The 14,587-nt window shown below is 60.6% G+C and carries 17 protein-coding genes; 7 read left to right on the forward strand and 10 right to left on the reverse strand.

Going from position 1 to position 14,587, the window contains the following annotated elements; all coding sequences use genetic code 11:
- Nucleotides 1-44: 44 nt before the first annotated feature.
- Nucleotides 45-1,028, forward strand: coding sequence for an iron exporter MbfA (gene mbfA / locus NA8A_RS00190; RefSeq protein WP_009449188.1), 984 nt, complete (start codon nucleotides 45-47; stop codon nucleotides 1,026-1,028).
- Nucleotides 1,029-1,033: 5 nt separating this feature from the next.
- Here mbfA and NA8A_RS00195 read toward each other — a convergent pair whose 3' ends face one another.
- From NA8A_RS00195 to NA8A_RS00205, 3 genes are all read right to left on the reverse strand, one after another.
- Nucleotides 1,034-1,381 carry an antibiotic biosynthesis monooxygenase family protein gene (locus NA8A_RS00195; protein WP_009449189.1) on the reverse strand — a complete coding sequence of 116 codons (348 nt, stop codon included), beginning with the start codon at nucleotides 1,379-1,381 and terminating at the stop codon, nucleotides 1,034-1,036.
- Complete coding sequence (locus NA8A_RS00200; RefSeq protein WP_009449190.1) at nucleotides 1,378-1,710, reverse strand: NIPSNAP family protein; 333 nt, start codon at nucleotides 1,708-1,710, stop codon at nucleotides 1,378-1,380. Before NA8A_RS00200 ends, NA8A_RS00195 begins: the two co-directional genes overlap by 4 nt.
- 67 nt (nucleotides 1,711-1,777) lie before the next feature.
- Nucleotides 1,778-1,993, reverse strand: coding sequence for a DUF1127 domain-containing protein (locus tag NA8A_RS00205; RefSeq protein ID WP_009449191.1), 216 nt, complete (start codon nucleotides 1,991-1,993; stop codon nucleotides 1,778-1,780).
- A gap of 69 nt (nucleotides 1,994-2,062) precedes the next feature.
- On the opposite strand from NA8A_RS00205, the gene NA8A_RS00210 reads away from it, so the two are divergent.
- On the forward strand, nucleotides 2,063-2,743 hold the full coding sequence (locus tag NA8A_RS00210) for an ArsR/SmtB family transcription factor (protein ID WP_009449192.1): 681 nt from the start codon (nucleotides 2,063-2,065) through the stop codon (nucleotides 2,741-2,743).
- Between the two features lie 370 nt (nucleotides 2,744-3,113).
- On the opposite strand, the gene NA8A_RS00215 is transcribed toward NA8A_RS00210, so the two are convergent.
- From NA8A_RS00215 to dut, 4 genes are all read right to left on the reverse strand, one after another.
- Entirely contained in the window at nucleotides 3,114-3,482 is a 369-nt protein-coding gene (locus tag NA8A_RS00215; protein ID WP_009449193.1) for a DUF1850 domain-containing protein, read from the reverse strand.
- Entirely contained in the window at nucleotides 3,479-5,569 is a 2,091-nt protein-coding gene (locus NA8A_RS00220) for a TRAP transporter permease (protein WP_009449194.1), read from the reverse strand. Before NA8A_RS00220 ends, NA8A_RS00215 begins: the two co-directional genes overlap by 4 nt.
- 199 nt (nucleotides 5,570-5,768) lie before the next feature.
- Entirely contained in the window at nucleotides 5,769-6,725 is a 957-nt protein-coding gene (locus NA8A_RS00225) for a TAXI family TRAP transporter solute-binding subunit (RefSeq protein ID WP_009449195.1), read from the reverse strand.
- Between the two features lie 234 nt (nucleotides 6,726-6,959).
- Nucleotides 6,960-7,445: a dUTP diphosphatase gene (gene dut / locus NA8A_RS00230; RefSeq protein WP_009449196.1), complete on the reverse strand. Its 486-nt coding sequence runs from the start codon at nucleotides 7,443-7,445 to the stop codon at nucleotides 6,960-6,962.
- Nucleotides 7,446-7,628: 183 nt separating this feature from the next.
- Here dut and NA8A_RS00235 point away from each other — a divergent pair, with 183 nt between their 5' ends.
- From NA8A_RS00235 to NA8A_RS00255, 5 genes are all read left to right on the forward strand, one after another.
- A complete protein-coding gene (locus tag NA8A_RS00235) occupies nucleotides 7,629-9,218 on the forward strand; it encodes a peptide chain release factor 3 (RefSeq protein WP_009449197.1) in 1,590 nt (529 codons plus the stop codon).
- A gap of 187 nt (nucleotides 9,219-9,405) precedes the next feature.
- The gene (locus NA8A_RS00240; RefSeq protein ID WP_009449198.1) at nucleotides 9,406-10,065 is read left to right on the forward strand and encodes a peroxiredoxin; all 660 of its coding nucleotides are present in this window, start codon (nucleotides 9,406-9,408) and stop codon (nucleotides 10,063-10,065) included.
- Nucleotides 10,066-10,272: 207 nt separating this feature from the next.
- Nucleotides 10,273-10,620 (forward strand): MliC family protein, encoded by a 348-nt coding sequence (locus tag NA8A_RS00245; protein ID WP_009449199.1) that lies wholly within the window; start codon nucleotides 10,273-10,275, stop codon nucleotides 10,618-10,620.
- Nucleotides 10,621-10,687: 67 nt separating this feature from the next.
- Nucleotides 10,688-11,041 carry an ArsR/SmtB family transcription factor gene (locus NA8A_RS00250; protein WP_009449200.1) on the forward strand — a complete coding sequence of 118 codons (354 nt, stop codon included), beginning with the start codon at nucleotides 10,688-10,690 and terminating at the stop codon, nucleotides 11,039-11,041.
- 65 nt (nucleotides 11,042-11,106) lie between these two features.
- Nucleotides 11,107-11,655: an SRPBCC family protein gene (locus NA8A_RS00255; RefSeq protein ID WP_040671540.1), complete on the forward strand. Its 549-nt coding sequence runs from the start codon at nucleotides 11,107-11,109 to the stop codon at nucleotides 11,653-11,655.
- Between the two features lie 95 nt (nucleotides 11,656-11,750).
- Here the strand turns inward: NA8A_RS00255 and NA8A_RS00260 are convergent, their stop codons facing one another.
- The 3 genes from NA8A_RS00260 to coaBC all read right to left on the reverse strand — a co-directional run bounded on the left by NA8A_RS00260 (nucleotide 11,751) and on the right by coaBC (nucleotide 14,577).
- A complete protein-coding gene (locus NA8A_RS00260) occupies nucleotides 11,751-12,668 on the reverse strand; it encodes a pirin family protein (RefSeq protein ID WP_009449202.1) in 918 nt (305 codons plus the stop codon).
- A 143-nt stretch (nucleotides 12,669-12,811) separates the two neighbouring features.
- Nucleotides 12,812-13,336 (reverse strand): GNAT family N-acetyltransferase, encoded by a 525-nt coding sequence (locus tag NA8A_RS00265; RefSeq protein ID WP_009449204.1) that lies wholly within the window; start codon nucleotides 13,334-13,336, stop codon nucleotides 12,812-12,814.
- Nucleotides 13,333-14,577 (reverse strand): bifunctional phosphopantothenoylcysteine decarboxylase/phosphopantothenate--cysteine ligase CoaBC, encoded by a 1,245-nt coding sequence (gene coaBC, locus NA8A_RS00270; protein WP_009449205.1) that lies wholly within the window; start codon nucleotides 14,575-14,577, stop codon nucleotides 13,333-13,335. Before coaBC ends, NA8A_RS00265 begins: the two co-directional genes overlap by 4 nt.
- Nucleotides 14,578-14,587: the final 10 nt, after the last annotated feature.

A 14,587-nucleotide genomic window follows, 5' to 3' on the forward strand; every position in this document is an offset into this window, starting at 1 on the left:
GGTAGTCCATAATTTAGAATTATTCTAAAAACTGGATTGCCTCGATGTTTTCACGTTTCTTTGGCGCCAATCGACGCCCGTTCTCGTCCTTGAGCGAGCAGGAAGTCCTCGCGCTTGCCATTTCCTCGGAAGAGGACGACGCCCGCATTTATCGCGCTTATGCCGACGGCCTGCGTGACGAGTTCCCCCATTCCGCGAGCATTTTCGATGAGATGGCGGAAGAGGAGGATGGGCACCGCGCTGCCCTCATCGCTCTTCATCAGCAGCGTTTCGGCGATCGCATTCCGCTGATCCGCCGGGAGCATGTGAGCGGCTATTACAACCGTAAGCCCGATTGGCTGGTGCGGCCGCTCGGCCTCGAAAAGGTGCGTGCCCAGGCCGAGACGATGGAGGAGCAGGCGCATCGCTTCTATGTGGAGGCGGCCAAGCGAACGCAGGATGCCGGCACGCGCAAATTGCTGGGTGACCTCGCTGCGGCCGAAAAGGGGCATGAGTCGCTTGCCCATCGGCTGACGGAAAAACATCTTGGCCCCGACGAGCGTGCGGAGGAAGACGACACTGCACACAAGCAGTTCGTGCTGACCTATGTTCAGCCCGGCCTCGCGGGCCTGATGGATGGCTCCGTCTCGACGCTGGCTCCGATCTTTGCTGCCGCCTTTGCCACCGGTGATACCTGGCAGACCTTCCTGGTCGGCCTCGCCGCTTCCATCGGCGCGGGCATTTCCATGGGCTTCACGGAAGTTGCATCCGACGATGGCGTGATTTCAGGGCGCGGCTCTCCCATCAAGCGTGGTGTGACCACCGGTCTGATGACGACATTGGGCGGCCTCGGCCACGCGCTTCCCTATCTCATCCCGCATTTCTGGACCGCGACCGTCATTGCCTTCATTATCGTGTTCCTGGAGCTCTGGGCCATCGCCTGGGTGCAGAAGCGCTACATGGATACACCATGGAGCCGGGCGATCTTCCAGGTGGTGCTCGGTGGCGCCCTTGTCTTCGGCGCGGGCATGCTGATCGGCAACGCCTGACGATCCTACGCGCCATGCGCCGTGCGGCTGTCGCGCGGCGCTTCACCGCGTTCGTGCATGCCGTAGTCGCGCACCACATGCGCGATCCGAAGTCTATAGCCGGAAAATATACCGCCCCGCCCCGCATGCTGTGCCTGCCGGTGTTCCTCCGTGTTGCGCCATGCCTTTACCGCTTCCTCGTCTTTCCAGAAGGAGAGAGACAGGATCCTGTTCGGGTCGGCCAGGCTCTGGAAGCGCTCGATGGATATGAAGCCATCTATTTCATCGAGCAAGGGCCTGAGCCTCGCAGCGATATCGAGATATGCGTCGCGGTTTCCCTCGGCGGGCTCCACCTCGAAGATGACGGCAATCATGACTCGTTCCCTGAAGCGGGCGGTGTCGATACAAGTTTCAGGAAAAGCCGGTCCTCCTTCAGGATAAACCGCTCACGTTTTGCGAAGGCATAATTCTCGCGCCCTTCCGGGCTTGTAGCGAGCCTTGCACGATAGGCCTCGTAGGCGGCAAGGTTGTCGACGGTATAGACGCCATAAGCAGTGGTGGCCGAGCCTTCGTGGGGCGCGAAATAGCCTATCAGGTCCGCACCCGCGGCCGGTATCGCGTGGCCCCAGGCCTGGGCATAGGCCTCGAAGGCCTCGCGCTTGAACGGGTCGATTTCATATCGGATGAAACAGGTAATTCCCATGCGTGTTTCCTTTCGGTGTTGTAGTTCATGCTTCGCTGAGCATGGAAGTATGCGGCACGATCTTCGGTTAGACTTCCCAGAACGGTCTTGCACATTCGCGGTCCACATCGCGGCGGGTAAGCCCGATATCGGCAAGCTGGTCGGCATCGAGTTCGGCCAGATGCCGCCGCTGGCGGTAGCGCTCGCAGGCGTGTGCAAAGCGCCTGACAAGACCGCGGCACCCCGGCAAGGCCCAGGGCGCGCGCTTGGTGGCAGAACCGGCAATGGAGATGAAACGGCGCATGGCTGGCCTCCTTTCGACGGGAAGAGAATAGCCATTGCTGCGCATCAATAGTTTGGTTAGGATCGAACTATGAAAGCAGGAACGGACCTCGCTCAGATCGCAAGCCTTGTGGGCGATCCCGCCCGCGCGAACATGCTTGCTGCGCTGATGGGGGGAACGGCCCTGACCGCGAGCGAACTGGCGCTTGAGGCGGGAGTCACCCTGCCGACAGCGAGCGCGCATCTTTCCAAGCTGACCGAAGGGGGCCTGCTCCGCGTGACGCGTCAGGGACGTCATCGCTATTACGCTCTGGCTGGCCATCATGTGGCGGGGATGCTGGAATCCATCATGGGCGTGGCTGCGACGCTCGGGCCGAGGAAGGTTCTGCCAGGCCCGCGCGACAATGCCATGCGGCAGGCGCGGGTTTGCTACGATCATCTCGCCGGTGAGGCCGGGGTCGCCATGTTCGATGCCTTTGGCGGGCATGGTTTTCTGAAGGTCGATGACGAGGCGGTCACCCTTGCGGCGAAGGGGGAGCGCTTCTTCGAGGATTTCGGCCTCGATCTCACGGCGATGCGCAGCAAGCGCAGGCCGTTGTGCCGTGCCTGCTTGGACTGGAGCGTGCGCCGCTCGCATCTGGCCGGTAGCATTGGCGCGGCCATGCTCGACCGCATTGTCGAGATGAAATGGATCCGCCGCGAGAAGGATAGCCGCATCCTTCGCTTCTCGCCCACGGGGCGGCAGTCTTTCGAACGGATGCTGCGCGGCTGAGCTGCTGCCTTTCTGTGGCGCTTTGGCAACAGACCGGCGCAACCCGCCTCTTGCCTCAGCTTTGCCCGGATTCCCTCACGTTTCGGCCATCCCGGCGGGCTTCAACAGCAACGTGCATTCACGGAGTATTCATTCCGCTTATGTACACTTAACCCGAGACTGAAACCGGTGGCACTGGAGGAGCCGCCAACCACGAGAAAGATCATGGGACTGTTGGCACAGTTAATGCGTATTGCGAGCAGCATTCGGGAGTTCATCTCTCCCCGTTACCACCCCGAGCGTCATTATATGCGTGGCCCTGGCCCCGCTTGCCAGAAGCGTGGCGAGCATTCGGCTCACGCCTGACAGCGTTTTGCGGGTGAAGTGAAGCTCAACCACAGGGCTTGAGAATGACCGGCGCCTCTTTTTGGGCGCCGAGCGTCATGCATTGGTTCTCAGCGCCCCCAACACAAAGCAGCCAGCCCTCGCCGGTCGCGCCCGAAGCGGCGAGATTGAGCTCCGGCAACGGCCCGAGCAGGGGCTTGTAGGACCACCATCCGTTATTGAATCTTGCTTCGGGTGGAGGCTCCATTCCAGCGCCCGACCCCTGTACGCGCGCTTCAATGATTTCAAGACCGGCGGGCGTTACCCGCCAATCTTCCTCCCAGCGGATTTTCTCCACCGAATGTGTCCAGGACAGCGTGAACAGCGTGGCGGCGATCGCCGCCACCTTGCCGCCGGCCAGGACGCACAGGCTCATTGATTTGCCGGCTTCTGTTCGGTCACCCCGCGCGTGCGATACCAGTGCAGGCCGAGGAACAGGACGGCCAGCGCGAAGCCAAGCTCATCGGTGATCGGGAGCGAGGCCACCAGCGTGAATGCCGCCACGGCTGCCAGAAGCCTTTCCCAGATAACGAGCCGTGTCCGCAGGAAGCCGATGACGGCGGCCCCCCATAACATGATCGCGAGCAGGGCCTTGAACACGATATAGGCCACGGCGGGATAATAGCCGATAGCCTCGGCGAGCGGTCCGCCATCCTGCAGCATCAGCGCTGGTGTGTAGACAGCCATGAACGGAATGACGAAGCCGGCCGCCGCGACCTTGATCGCTTCCATTGAGATTTTCAGCCCGCTCTCCTTGGCGATGGGACCTGCCGCGAAGCAGGCAAGCGCCACGGGTGGCGTCAGGTCGGCAAGAATGCCGAAATAGAAGACGAACATGTGGCTGACGATCAGGGGCACGCCAAGCGCCAGAAGGGCGGGGCCCGCAATCGACGAGGTGATGATGTAGTTGGGAATGGTCGGAATGCCCATGCCCAGGATGATGCAGGTAATCATCGTCAGGATCAGGGACAGGAACAGGCTCTTCTGCCCCACTGAAACGATGAACTGGCCGAATGTATTGGCAACGCCCGTCAGTGTCATCGTGCCGATGATGATGCCGACCACCGCACAGGCCACGCCCACCGGAAGCGCCGTCTTTGCGCCCTCGGCGAGCGCGTCGCGGCACACGATCAGCGTCTTGCGCCCACCCTCCATGAAGACATTGGCGACAATAAGCAGCGCTGCCGCAACAAGGATCATGTTGATGCCGTAGCGGAAGAAGCTGGCAGCCACGATGCCGAGGCCGATCCAGAAGATGAACCGCAGAACCTGCGAGGGCAGGCCAAGCGCCACGGACCCGCCGAGGATCAGGAGAACGGTCATTGACAGACCGACCGTGCCGGCGAAAAGCGGCGTGTAGCCGGAAAACAGAAGATAGACGAGCACGGCGAGCGGCAGGATCAGGAACCAGCCCTTTTTCAGGGCGGCGGCGGCGGATGGCAACTCGGCGCGTGGCAGGCCGTAAAGCCCGTATTTTCCAGCTTCCAGATGCACCATCCAGAAGGCGGAGATGAAGTAGAGGACGGCGGGAATGATCGCCGCCTTGACCACCTCGTAATATTCGATGCCCAGCGTCTCCGCCATGATGAAAGCCACTGCGCCCATGACTGGCGGCATGATCTGGCCACCCATCGAAGCGGTCGACTCCACGCCGCCGGCGAAGGCTGCGCGATAACCGAAGCGCTTCATAAGCGGGATGGTGAACTGGCCGGTGGTCACCACATTGGCGACACCTGAGCCGGAAATCGTGCCCATCAGGCCCGACGAGATGACCGACACCTTGGCTGCACCACCGCGCGCATGCCCGACAAGACCGAGCGATACATCGGTGAAGAGCTTGATCATCCCGGCGCGCTCCAGGAAGGAGCCGAACAGGATGAACAGGAAGATGTAGGTCGCAGAGACGTAGATCGGAATGCCGTAAATGCCCTCGGTGCCATAGGCCATATGGTCGATGACCTGGCTGAAGTCATATCCGCGATGGTTCAGCGGCGAGGGAAGATATTGCCCGAGCAGGCAATAGGCGAGGAAAGCGCCTGAAATGATCGGCAGGGCGGGCCCCATCAGGACGAAGGCTGCCGCGAAGACGGTGACGAGTGCGATCACCCCGAAGACGATATCGATCGTCAGCGGATCGCCGGCCCGCAGGAGCAGTGGCTTGTACTCGATATACTGGTAGAGCGCCACGGCCACGCCGGCCAGCGCCAGCAACCATGCGAGCGCCTTGAACAAAGGCTTTGCATCGCGCGCCTGCGCGATGAACGGAAACACCAGAAGCATCAGAAAACCCACATGGAAGGCGCGCAGGACCTGGCTGGGCAGATTGACGATGTGCGCTGCCGTGGCGATCTGGTACAGCGAGAACAGGACAGCCACCCAGAACAGGAAGCGGCCGATCCTGTCTGTGCCGAATTCGCCATGGCTGTGTTCAAGCTGTTCGGCCGAGGGGGCGGTGGCGGTCATGAGACGCTCCGGAGAAGAATCTGGATTTTGATCGGTAAGGAAGAGGATGGATGCCCACCCGCATCCATCCTTGGCAGAAATCCTTGATCCACAGCTGAAAGCATACGCCGCCCCTCACCCGGCACGGCCCTGCATAGAGGGTTGCAAGCGGGGTGGAGGCGGCGGATTCCAGTGGCGGTCAAGGACCTGCCTTGCGGGCTTAGAGTATGCCCTTTTCCTTGTAGTAGCGTTCAGCGCCGGGATGCAGCGGAATCGGCAGACCCTTAGCGCCGTTCTCGAGGGAAATTGCCTTTGCAGCGGCATGAGCGGCCACCATGTCGGGCAGGTTCTCGAAGAGCTGTTTGGTCATCTGATAGGCCGTCTCGTCGGAAACGTCGGAATGCGTGACCAGGATATTGGTGATGGCAAGCGTCGGTACATCTTCCGTCTGGCCTTCATAGGTCCCGGCGGGAATTGTCGCGGCCAGGAACGGCGCACCGAGCTTTTCGGCAACCGAAGCCGGAACGGAGACCACGGTCACCGGCAGAGAGAGCGCCAGATCCTTGATCGAAGCAACGCCAAGGCCAGCGGACTGCAGGGTGGCGTCGAGCTGACGGTTCTTGATGAGTTCCACCGATTCGCCGAAAGGCAGATACTCGGTCTGGCCGAGATCGTCATAGCTCATGCCCATGGCGTCGAAGATGCGCCGTGCATTGAGCTCTGTGCCCGATTTCGGTGCGCCGACTGAAAGCCCTTTGCCCTTCAGGTCCGCGAAATCCTTCACGCCCGAATCCTTGGACGCCACGATCTGGATATAGTTCGGGTAGATTGCTGCGATACCGCGCAGCTTGTCGAGCTTGGAATTGAAGCCGGCTTCCGCATCGCCTTCCCAGGCCGATTTCACGGAATCGCCGAGCGCGAAGCCGATCTCGCCCTTGCCCTGCTGAAGCAGGTTCAGGTTTTCAACCGACGCCTTGGTGGACTGCACCTGTGTCCGCGCGCCTTCGATCTTCTCGCCATAGATTTTGGCGAGCTGCGCGCCAAGCGGATAATAGACGCCCGAAGTACCGCCCGTCAGGACGTTGATGAATTCGTCCGCCTTTGCAGCGTTCGACGCCATGCCGAGCGAAAGCGCCATGGCGCCGGCGGCTAAGAAAGTTTTGCCTGCGTGAAACATCGTTGTCTCCTCCACTGTCCAACTTTGCTGACAGGCCCCAGGGCCCAGCCATGGGGTGAACTGTAGACCACAGCGCGGGCTTGCCAACAGGAAAGCGGCAAATAAGGGCCGGCAGAGGTTATTTCAACGCGAAAATACGCGCTGCAAACCTGCCGCAAACCCTTCAAATGCAGGGTCTGCGCCATTTCTTTATACGAAAGTATGATGCATTCGTGCAGGCTCTATGCCCTTCGCTCAGGCGGTTCCGGTCGATCCGAAGCCGCCGCTGCCGCGCTGTGTATCGCCGGCATGGCTGCGTTCTTCCACCTGCGCCCGGCACACCGGGGCGATGAGAAGCTGGGCAATGCGCAGGCCGCGTGTGACGGCGAAATCGTCCTCGCCATGGTTCACCAGCAGCACCTGCACTTCGCCGCGATAGTCGGCATCGATGGTGCCCGGTGCATTGAGGCAGGTAATGCCGTGCTTGAGCGCCAGCCCCGAGCGAGGCCGGACCTGCCCTTCGAAGCCTTCCGGAATCTCGAGAATGAAACCGGTTGGTACGAGCACGCGGCGACCCGGCAGAAGGACGATGCGCCGGTCCTCGGGCACCGCGGCGCGCAGGTCCATGCCAGCCGCCCCCGATGTCTCATAGGCAGGCAGAGGCAGACCCTCGCCGTGGGGCAGGCGCACGACACCGAGGGTGGTTCCGATGACGGGCATGGAAGAAGAGAAACTGGGCATGGCAGCGATCCTGTTCCGGGCAGCAGGGTGGCGACCTTTTCCGTCTCGCCTTTTTCTTAGGCGAATTCAACCGCTCACGATGCAGCTTGGCAGGCTACGCACTACAAACTCGAAGCACTTTCCGTTCGACAGGCGGCGAGCTGCTTGGTACAAGCGCCGGGCTTCAAACACAATCAGATCGTGATGACCGAAAAAATCGCCGATGCGGTGGCGCGCCGCCGCACCTTCGCAATCATTTCGCACCCCGATGCGGGCAAGACGACACTCACGGAAAAGCTGCTGCTTTTCGGTGGCGCCATTCAGCTTGCCGGTGAGGTGAAGGCGAAGAAAAACCGCGTCCAGACGCGCTCGGACTGGATGAATATCGAACGCGAGCGCGGCATTTCGGTCGTTACCTCGGTCATGACCTTCGAATTCGGTGACCATGTCTTCAACCTGCTCGATACGCCGGGCCACGAGGATTTCGCCGACGACACATATCGCACACTGACGGCTGTGGATTCGGCCATCATGGTCATCGACGCTGCAAAGGGCATCGAGCCGCGAACGCTGAAGCTGTTCGAGGTCTGCCGCCTGCGCGACATTCCGATTGTGACTTTCGTCAACAAGCTCGATCGTGAAAGCCGCGATCCCTTCGAAATCCTCGACGAGATCGAGCAGAAGCTCGCGCTCGATACCGCGCCCGTCACCTGGCCGATCGGCCGGGGCAAGAGCTTTGCCGGAACCTATAATCTCGCTGCCAACACCATTCGCCGTTCCGACGACGATGTGGTGCCCATCGCTGTGAACGGACCGGAATCCGAGGCTGTCTCGGGCCTTCTCCCCGAACATGAACGCGAGATGCTGGTGGAGGAAATGGCTTTGGCGCGCGAGGCCTGCCGCCCCTTCGACATGCAGGCATTTCGTGAAGGCCATCTGACGCCGGTTTATTTCGGCTCGGCATTGAAGAATTTCGGTGTGCGCGACCTGATCGAGGCGCTTGGCGCCGTCGGCCCTGCGCCGCGTGCGCAGGATGCGGATTCGCGCCGGGTGGAGGCGACGGAGGACAAGATGACCTCCTTCGTGTTCAAGATCCAGGCGAACATGGATCCCAATCACCGCGACCGCATCGCCTTTGTGCGTGTGTGCTCGGGGCGCCTGGAGCGCGGCATGAAGGCGAAGCTCGTACGCACGGGCAAGCCGATCAGCCTTTCCGCGCCGCAGTTCTTTTTTGCCAAGAACCGTATCACCGCCGACGAGGCTTTCGCCGGCGATGTGGTGGGCATTCCCAACCATGGAACCTTGAGGATCGGCGATACGCTGACGGAGGGCGAGGAGCTTCTGTTCCGTGGCGTTCCGAACTTCGCTCCGGAAATCCTGCGGCGCGTGCGCCTCGGTGACGCGATGAAGGCCAAGAAGCTGAAGGAGGCCCTTCAGCAGATGGCCGAGGAAGGTGTGGTCCAGCTTTTCCTGCCCGAGGACGGGTCGCCGGCAATCGTTGGCGTGGTCGGTGCGCTTCAGCTCGATGTTCTCAAGGAGCGCTTGAAGCTGGAATATTCCCTTCCCGTCGATTTCGAGATGGCGCGCTTCACGGTCTGCCGCTGGATTTCTTCCGAGGAGAAAGGCGAGGTGGATCGCTTCATCGCCGCTCATCGCGGCGACATGGCGCGCGATCTCGATGAAGACCCGGTATTTCTGGCACAGCATGCCTTCGGCCTCAACTATGAGGCTGAGCGCTGGAAGGCGATCAGTTTTACTGCTGTGAAGGACTATCAGACCCGCAAGGCGGCCTGAGCAGCCGGTTTTCGCAAGACCGGGCTTTCAGAGAGCTATTTTTCTGCCATAACTCTCTTTTGGGAATGAAATTCCAGGCAACCGCGGCAATTTGCGCCTAGATGAAGGTAAGCCGCGCATGCTTGGCTTCATCCTGCTGCGCCAGCATTGTCAATTGCGTTTTATCTCACCCAAGGAGGAGAGAACGATGAGCCTTCGCATCAACGATACGGCCCCTGATTTTACCGCCGAGACCACCCAGGGTCAGCTCAGCTTTCACGAGTGGATCGGCGATGGCTGGGCGGTTCTGTTCAGCCACCCCAAGGATTTTACGCCCGTTTGCACCACCGAGCTTGGCACCATGGCTGGCCTTGAAGGCGAGTTCGAGAAGCGCAACACCAAGATCATCGGCATTTCCGTCGATCCGGTCGAGGACCACGTGCGCTGGAAGGCCGATATCGCCAAAGCGACCGGTCATAATGTCGATTATCCGATGATCGGCGACAAGGATCTCAAGGTCGCAAAACTCTACGACATGCTGCCGGCCGAGACTGGCGGTTCTTCAGAAGGCCGCACGGCCGCCGACAACCAGACCGTGCGTTCTGTCTATGTGATCGGCCCGGACAAGAAGATCAAGCTCGTGCTCACCTACCCGATGACGACGGGCCGCAACTTTAGTGAAATCCTGCGTGCCATCGATTCCATCCAGCTGACGGCGAAGTACCAGGTTGCCACACCGGCCAACTGGCAGCAGGGCGATGACGTTATCATCACGCCCGCCGTTTCCAATGAGGACGCGGAAAAGCGTTTCGGTTCCTTCGAGACGATCCTGCCTTATCTGCGCAAGACCAAGCAGCCCTCCGCCTGATCGGGGCGGTTTGCAGCGCCCTGTTGTTTGCTTCCGCTGATGGGTGGAAGTTTTCGATGCCAGAACCCCGGAGGTTTCTGCCTCCGGGGTTTTGTTTCGGTGTATTCTAAAATTTTTCAGCTCTGCGGCCCTTGCGGGACCTGGTTGTCTTGAAATGGACAAGCTGGAGGGCGAATCTCGCTCGACAGGATCAGGAGGGAAAATCCAATGCGTGGCTTTGCAGCAATAACCGTCTCCGTTTTGGCTGGCAGCGTGTCGACGGTTCAAGCCGATGTGCTCCAGATCGAGCTTCCCGGAGCCGTCGAGCAGGTCGAAGCCGTCTATCGCTGCCCGGACACGGAGATTTCAGCCACCTATTACAATGCGGAGAGCAACGCGCTTGCCGTTCTGCGTTTTGGCGATCAGACCCTCGTGATGACCAATGTCCTCGCCGCTTCGGGCGCAAAATATGCCGGCGGTCCCTATGTCTGGTGGACCAAGGGTGAAACCGCTGATCTTTACGACCTGATGAAGGGCGAGGATGCCGCTCCCGTGTCCTGCACCGAAGTGAAATAGCAAAGCGCGCTCCGGAAAAGTAAACCGAACGGTTGACAGTTTGCTTTGCAAGCTGTAATTAAATCATATGGTTGAATATCAGTCGCCCTTTCTTGATGCTGTTTTTCACGCGCTTTCGGACCCGACACGGCGCGCTATGCTGCACCGGCTTGCCTCAGGGGAGCAAAGTGTGAGCGATCTCGCGCGCCCTTTCGAGATGTCGCTGGCGGGTGCCTCGAAACATGTGAAAGTGCTCGAAGCTGCAGGCCTCGTCCATCGCCGCGTGTCCGGCCGCACCCATTATTGCCGTCTGGAGGCCCGGCGCCTTGCCGAGGCCCAGGCATGGCTCCGTTACTACGAGCGATTCTGGAGTGATCGTCTCGACCGCCTGGAAGATCTGCTCAACACGGAAGACGAAGCATCCGGCAAGGTCGCGAAGTGATCTTTGGCTATGCCGGCGGATTCATATCCGGCGAATTTCTATCTGAACGACTGGAGGATAAGGTCATGAATGTCATCGACACGGATGCCTACGGAATTGCCACTGCACCTGACACGGTTCGCTTCGAGCGCGTGCTGCCGGGGCCTGTGGAGCGGGTCTGGGCCTATCTCACCGAGGCGGACAAGCGCCGTCAGTGGCTTGCCGGTGGCGCCATGGAATTGCAGCCCGGAGGGGCTGCCCCACTTGAATTCCGCCATGCCGATTTTTCCGATGAGACGCCGCCTGAACGCTATCGCGATGTGAATGAAAAGGGCTTCGTCCTGCGGAGCCGGGTTCTCGAATGCGACCCGCCGCGCCTGCTCGCCATAAGCTGGCCGGGAGAAAAGACGGAAAGCGAAGTGGTTTTCGAGCTTTTTCCGGAGGGCTCCGAGGTCATGCTTGTGGTCACCCACAAGCGGTTGCCCGGTCGTGACGAGATGCTCAATGTCTCGAGCGGTTGGCATGCGCATCTGGGGATATTGCAAGCTGTTCTTGCAGAAACCGCAATGCCGCCCTTCTGGGCGCGCATAGAGAAACTCGAGACTGAATACCGCGAGCGCTATTCAGGCGTTTGAGGCTACCGCTGTTTCAGCGGGTCGAGAATGCCTCTCTATATAAAGAGTGATAACTCTGGCGGGTGTTCGGGCGGCAGGTGCCGCCCGAAGCCACTTTATTTGCCTGCCTTTTCCCGGATGAAGGTGCCGGCATTCAGTTCATTGAAGGCCTGAACCAGCTCTTCGCGTGTGTTCATGACGATGGGGCCGTGCCAGGCGACGGGTTCCTGGATGGGGCGCCCGGAAACGAGCAGGAAGCGAATGCCTCTTTCGCCGGCCTGCACCACCACCTCGTCACCCGTGTCGAACACGACGAGCGTACGGTCGCCGCTCATGTCGCGCAGATGCACCTCCTCGCCGTTGAGCTCTTTCTCAAGCAGTACGCCGAACGGCTTCGAGGCATCCCGGAACGTGCCCGAGCCCTCGAAAATATAGGCGAAGGCACTGCGATAGGTATCGACCGGCAGGACCTTGCGTTTACCGGGCGGCACCCAGATGTCGAGATATTGCGGATCGGCGGCGATACCGTCGACCGGTCCGCGCTTGCCCCAGAATTCACCGACAACGACGCGCACGCGCGTGCCGTCATCATCGACGATCTCGGGAATGTCGCCCGCCTTCACGTCCTGATAGCGTGGTGTCGTCATCTTCTTGTCGGAAGGCAGGTTGGCCCAGAGCTGGAAACCGTGCATCCGGCCATTGGGATCGCCCTTCGGCATCTCCTGATGCAGGATGCCGCTGCCTGCGGTCATCCATTGCACATCGCCCGCCCCCAATGAGCCTGCATTGCCGAGACTGTCGGCATGGTCGACCGAGCCGGCGAGCACATAGGTGATCGTCTCGATGCCGCGATGCGGATGCCAGGGAAAACCGGCGCGATAGTTCTCGGGACGGTCGTTGCGGAAATCGTCAAACAGCAGGAATGGGTCGGCAAGCTTCGGATCACCGAAACCGAAGGCGCGATCAAGCCTGACGCCTGCGCCCTCCATGGTGGGTTGCGCGTTTGATATCTGCTTTACGGGACGAATGGACATGGGAATGTCTCCATCTGTTGCTTGCAGCAAAGATAGGCCTTGTGCGGCTGCATGGCATCGCCATTCGCCGAAACGCGCTGTTCACTTTTATGAAACAGTGAGGAGAGGTTTCAGTCAGATGGAAACATCGGACCGTATCATCGTCAGTTGCGCTGAAAAACGAAGGTTGGGCGGTTCTTGTATTCAGTCAGCGCCTTCTCTTTGAAACCCAGGCGCGCCGCGAGTTTCAGCGAGGGGGTGTTCTCCCTGTCGATGATGCAGGTGATGGCCATGTCGGGATGCGTCGCATCGCACCATGCAAACACCGCTTCCATACTTTCCCTGGCATAGCCCTTGCCGTGCGCTTCGGGCAGGAAGGTCCAGCCGGCTTCCATGCTGCCTTCAAGCGTCGGCGTGATGTCGCGGCGGCACTCCTGAACGCCGGCCGCACCGATATAGGTGCCGGTCGCCTTTTCCCGGATCGCGAAATAGCCGAAACCCATCAGCGACCACATTCCGCGATGCATCGCCAGACGTCTCCAGGCATCTTCGCGCGAAAGAAGAGCGCCAGAGGTGAAGCGGGTGACCTCCGGTGAGTTCCACAACTGCGCAAAACCATCGAAATCATCGATGGAATGCACTTTCAGCGTCAGGCGTTCCGTTTCGAGAACAGGAAGTTTCGAAGTCATTCTGCCTTTCCCAGGCGATCGGCGATCAATTGCGCGAGGCGGCTGGCCACATCGTCCTTGCTCATTTCGGGCCATTCATCATGCCCTTCGCGGCTGACGATGACGACGCTGTTGCGTTCGCCGCCCATCACGCCGCCAGGTCCCACACCGCTGTCGTGCGACACGTCGTTGGCGACGATCAGATCCGCCCCCTTCTTGTTGAGCTTGGCGCGGGCATTCTTGAAGAGGTCCTGCGTCTCGGCCGCAAATCCGATGACCAGGGTCGGGCGCTTTTCATGATGCCCGATGCCAGCAAGGATATCGGGGTTCTCGGTCAGGGCGAGCGGGGGCGGCCCTTCTCCGGCCTTCTTCTTGATCTTCTCCGCAGTTTCCGTTGCCGGGCGCCAGTCGGCGACCGCGGCGACGAATATACCGGCATCCGCCGGCAGCAGCGCCTCGACGGCGGCCCGCATCTGACGGGCACTTTCGACATGAGTGGTGGCGACGCCGAGCGGATCGGGTATCGAGACGGGCCCCGACACCAGATGCACCTTCGCTCCAAGCCGGGCGAGCGCGGCGGCGATGGCGTGGCCCTGCTTGCCGGAGGAACGGTTGGCGATGTAGCGCACCGGGTCGATCACTTCATGGGTGGGGCCTGACGTGACGATGATCTTGCGGCCGGCGAGCGGCTTTTCCTTGCCGTCGAGCATCGTCTCGATGGCGTGCGCGATCTCGATCGGCTCGGCCATACGGCCTTCGCCCGCTTCGCCGCTTTCGGCCATCTCCCCCTTGTTGGGGCCAACGAATGCGATCCCGTCCGCTTCAAGCGTGTCGCGATTGCGCCGCGTTGCCTTGTGCTGCCACATGCGCGGGTTCATGGCTGGGGCCATGAGAACCGGCTTGTCGGTGGCCAGCAACACGGTCGATGCCAGATCGTTTGCAAGGCCGGTGGCGAGCTTGGCCATCAGGTCGGCGGTGGCCGGCGCGACAACGATGAGATCGGCTTCGCGCGAAAGGCGGATGTGGCCGATATCGTGCTCGTCCTGCCGGTCGAAGAGATCGGTGAAGACGTGATCCGCCGAAAGTGCCCCGACCGACAGCGGTGTAATGAACTCCTGCGCAGCTTTCGTCATCACGCAGCGAACGACGATGCCGCGTTCGCGCAGGCGGCGAATGAGATCGAGACATTTATAGGCGGCAATACCGCCGCCGATCACGAGCAGGATACGCGCTCCGTTCTGATCTGCTTTCTTTTGAGACATGAGCGCCTTT

Source organism: Nitratireductor indicus C115 (genome assembly GCF_000300515.1).
GTDB classification, from domain to species: Bacteria; Pseudomonadota; Alphaproteobacteria; order Rhizobiales; family Rhizobiaceae; genus Nitratireductor; species Nitratireductor indicus.

Excerpts from the sequence above, each read along its gene's own strand:
- NA8A_RS00205 (WP_009449191.1), bottom strand. The coding sequence starts at position 1,993 with ATGCGCCGTTTCATCTCCATTGCCGGTTCTGCCACCAAGCGCGCGCCC.
- NA8A_RS00240 (WP_009449198.1), top strand. The coding sequence starts at position 9,406 with ATGAGCCTTCGCATCAACGATACGGCCCCTGATTTTACCGCCGAGACC.
- mbfA (WP_009449188.1), top strand. The coding sequence starts at position 45 with ATGTTTTCACGTTTCTTTGGCGCCAATCGACGCCCGTTCTCGTCCTTG.
- NA8A_RS00250 (WP_009449200.1), top strand. The coding sequence starts at position 10,688 with ATGGTTGAATATCAGTCGCCCTTTCTTGATGCTGTTTTTCACGCGCTT.
- NA8A_RS00235 (WP_009449197.1), top strand. The coding sequence starts at position 7,629 with ATGACCGAAAAAATCGCCGATGCGGTGGCGCGCCGCCGCACCTTCGCA.
- NA8A_RS00260 (WP_009449202.1), bottom strand. The coding sequence starts at position 12,668 with ATGTCCATTCGTCCCGTAAAGCAGATATCAAACGCGCAACCCACCATG.
- NA8A_RS00210 (WP_009449192.1), top strand. The coding sequence starts at position 2,063 with ATGAAAGCAGGAACGGACCTCGCTCAGATCGCAAGCCTTGTGGGCGAT.
- NA8A_RS00265 (WP_009449204.1), bottom strand. The coding sequence starts at position 13,336 with ATGACTTCGAAACTTCCTGTTCTCGAAACGGAACGCCTGACGCTGAAA.
- NA8A_RS00225 (WP_009449195.1), bottom strand. The coding sequence starts at position 6,725 with ATGTTTCACGCAGGCAAAACTTTCTTAGCCGCCGGCGCCATGGCGCTT.
- NA8A_RS00200 (WP_009449190.1), bottom strand. The coding sequence starts at position 1,710 with ATGGGAATTACCTGTTTCATCCGATATGAAATCGACCCGTTCAAGCGC.
- NA8A_RS00195 (WP_009449189.1), bottom strand. The coding sequence starts at position 1,381 with ATGATTGCCGTCATCTTCGAGGTGGAGCCCGCCGAGGGAAACCGCGAC.
- dut (WP_009449196.1), bottom strand. The coding sequence starts at position 7,445 with ATGCCCAGTTTCTCTTCTTCCATGCCCGTCATCGGAACCACCCTCGGT.
- NA8A_RS00215 (WP_009449193.1), bottom strand. The coding sequence starts at position 3,482 with ATGAGCCTGTGCGTCCTGGCCGGCGGCAAGGTGGCGGCGATCGCCGCC.
- NA8A_RS00245 (WP_009449199.1), top strand. The coding sequence starts at position 10,273 with ATGCGTGGCTTTGCAGCAATAACCGTCTCCGTTTTGGCTGGCAGCGTG.
- NA8A_RS00220 (WP_009449194.1), bottom strand. The coding sequence starts at position 5,569 with ATGACCGCCACCGCCCCCTCGGCCGAACAGCTTGAACACAGCCATGGC.
- NA8A_RS00255 (WP_040671540.1), top strand. The coding sequence starts at position 11,107 with ATGAATGTCATCGACACGGATGCCTACGGAATTGCCACTGCACCTGAC.
- coaBC (WP_009449205.1), bottom strand. The coding sequence starts at position 14,577 with ATGTCTCAAAAGAAAGCAGATCAGAACGGAGCGCGTATCCTGCTCGTG.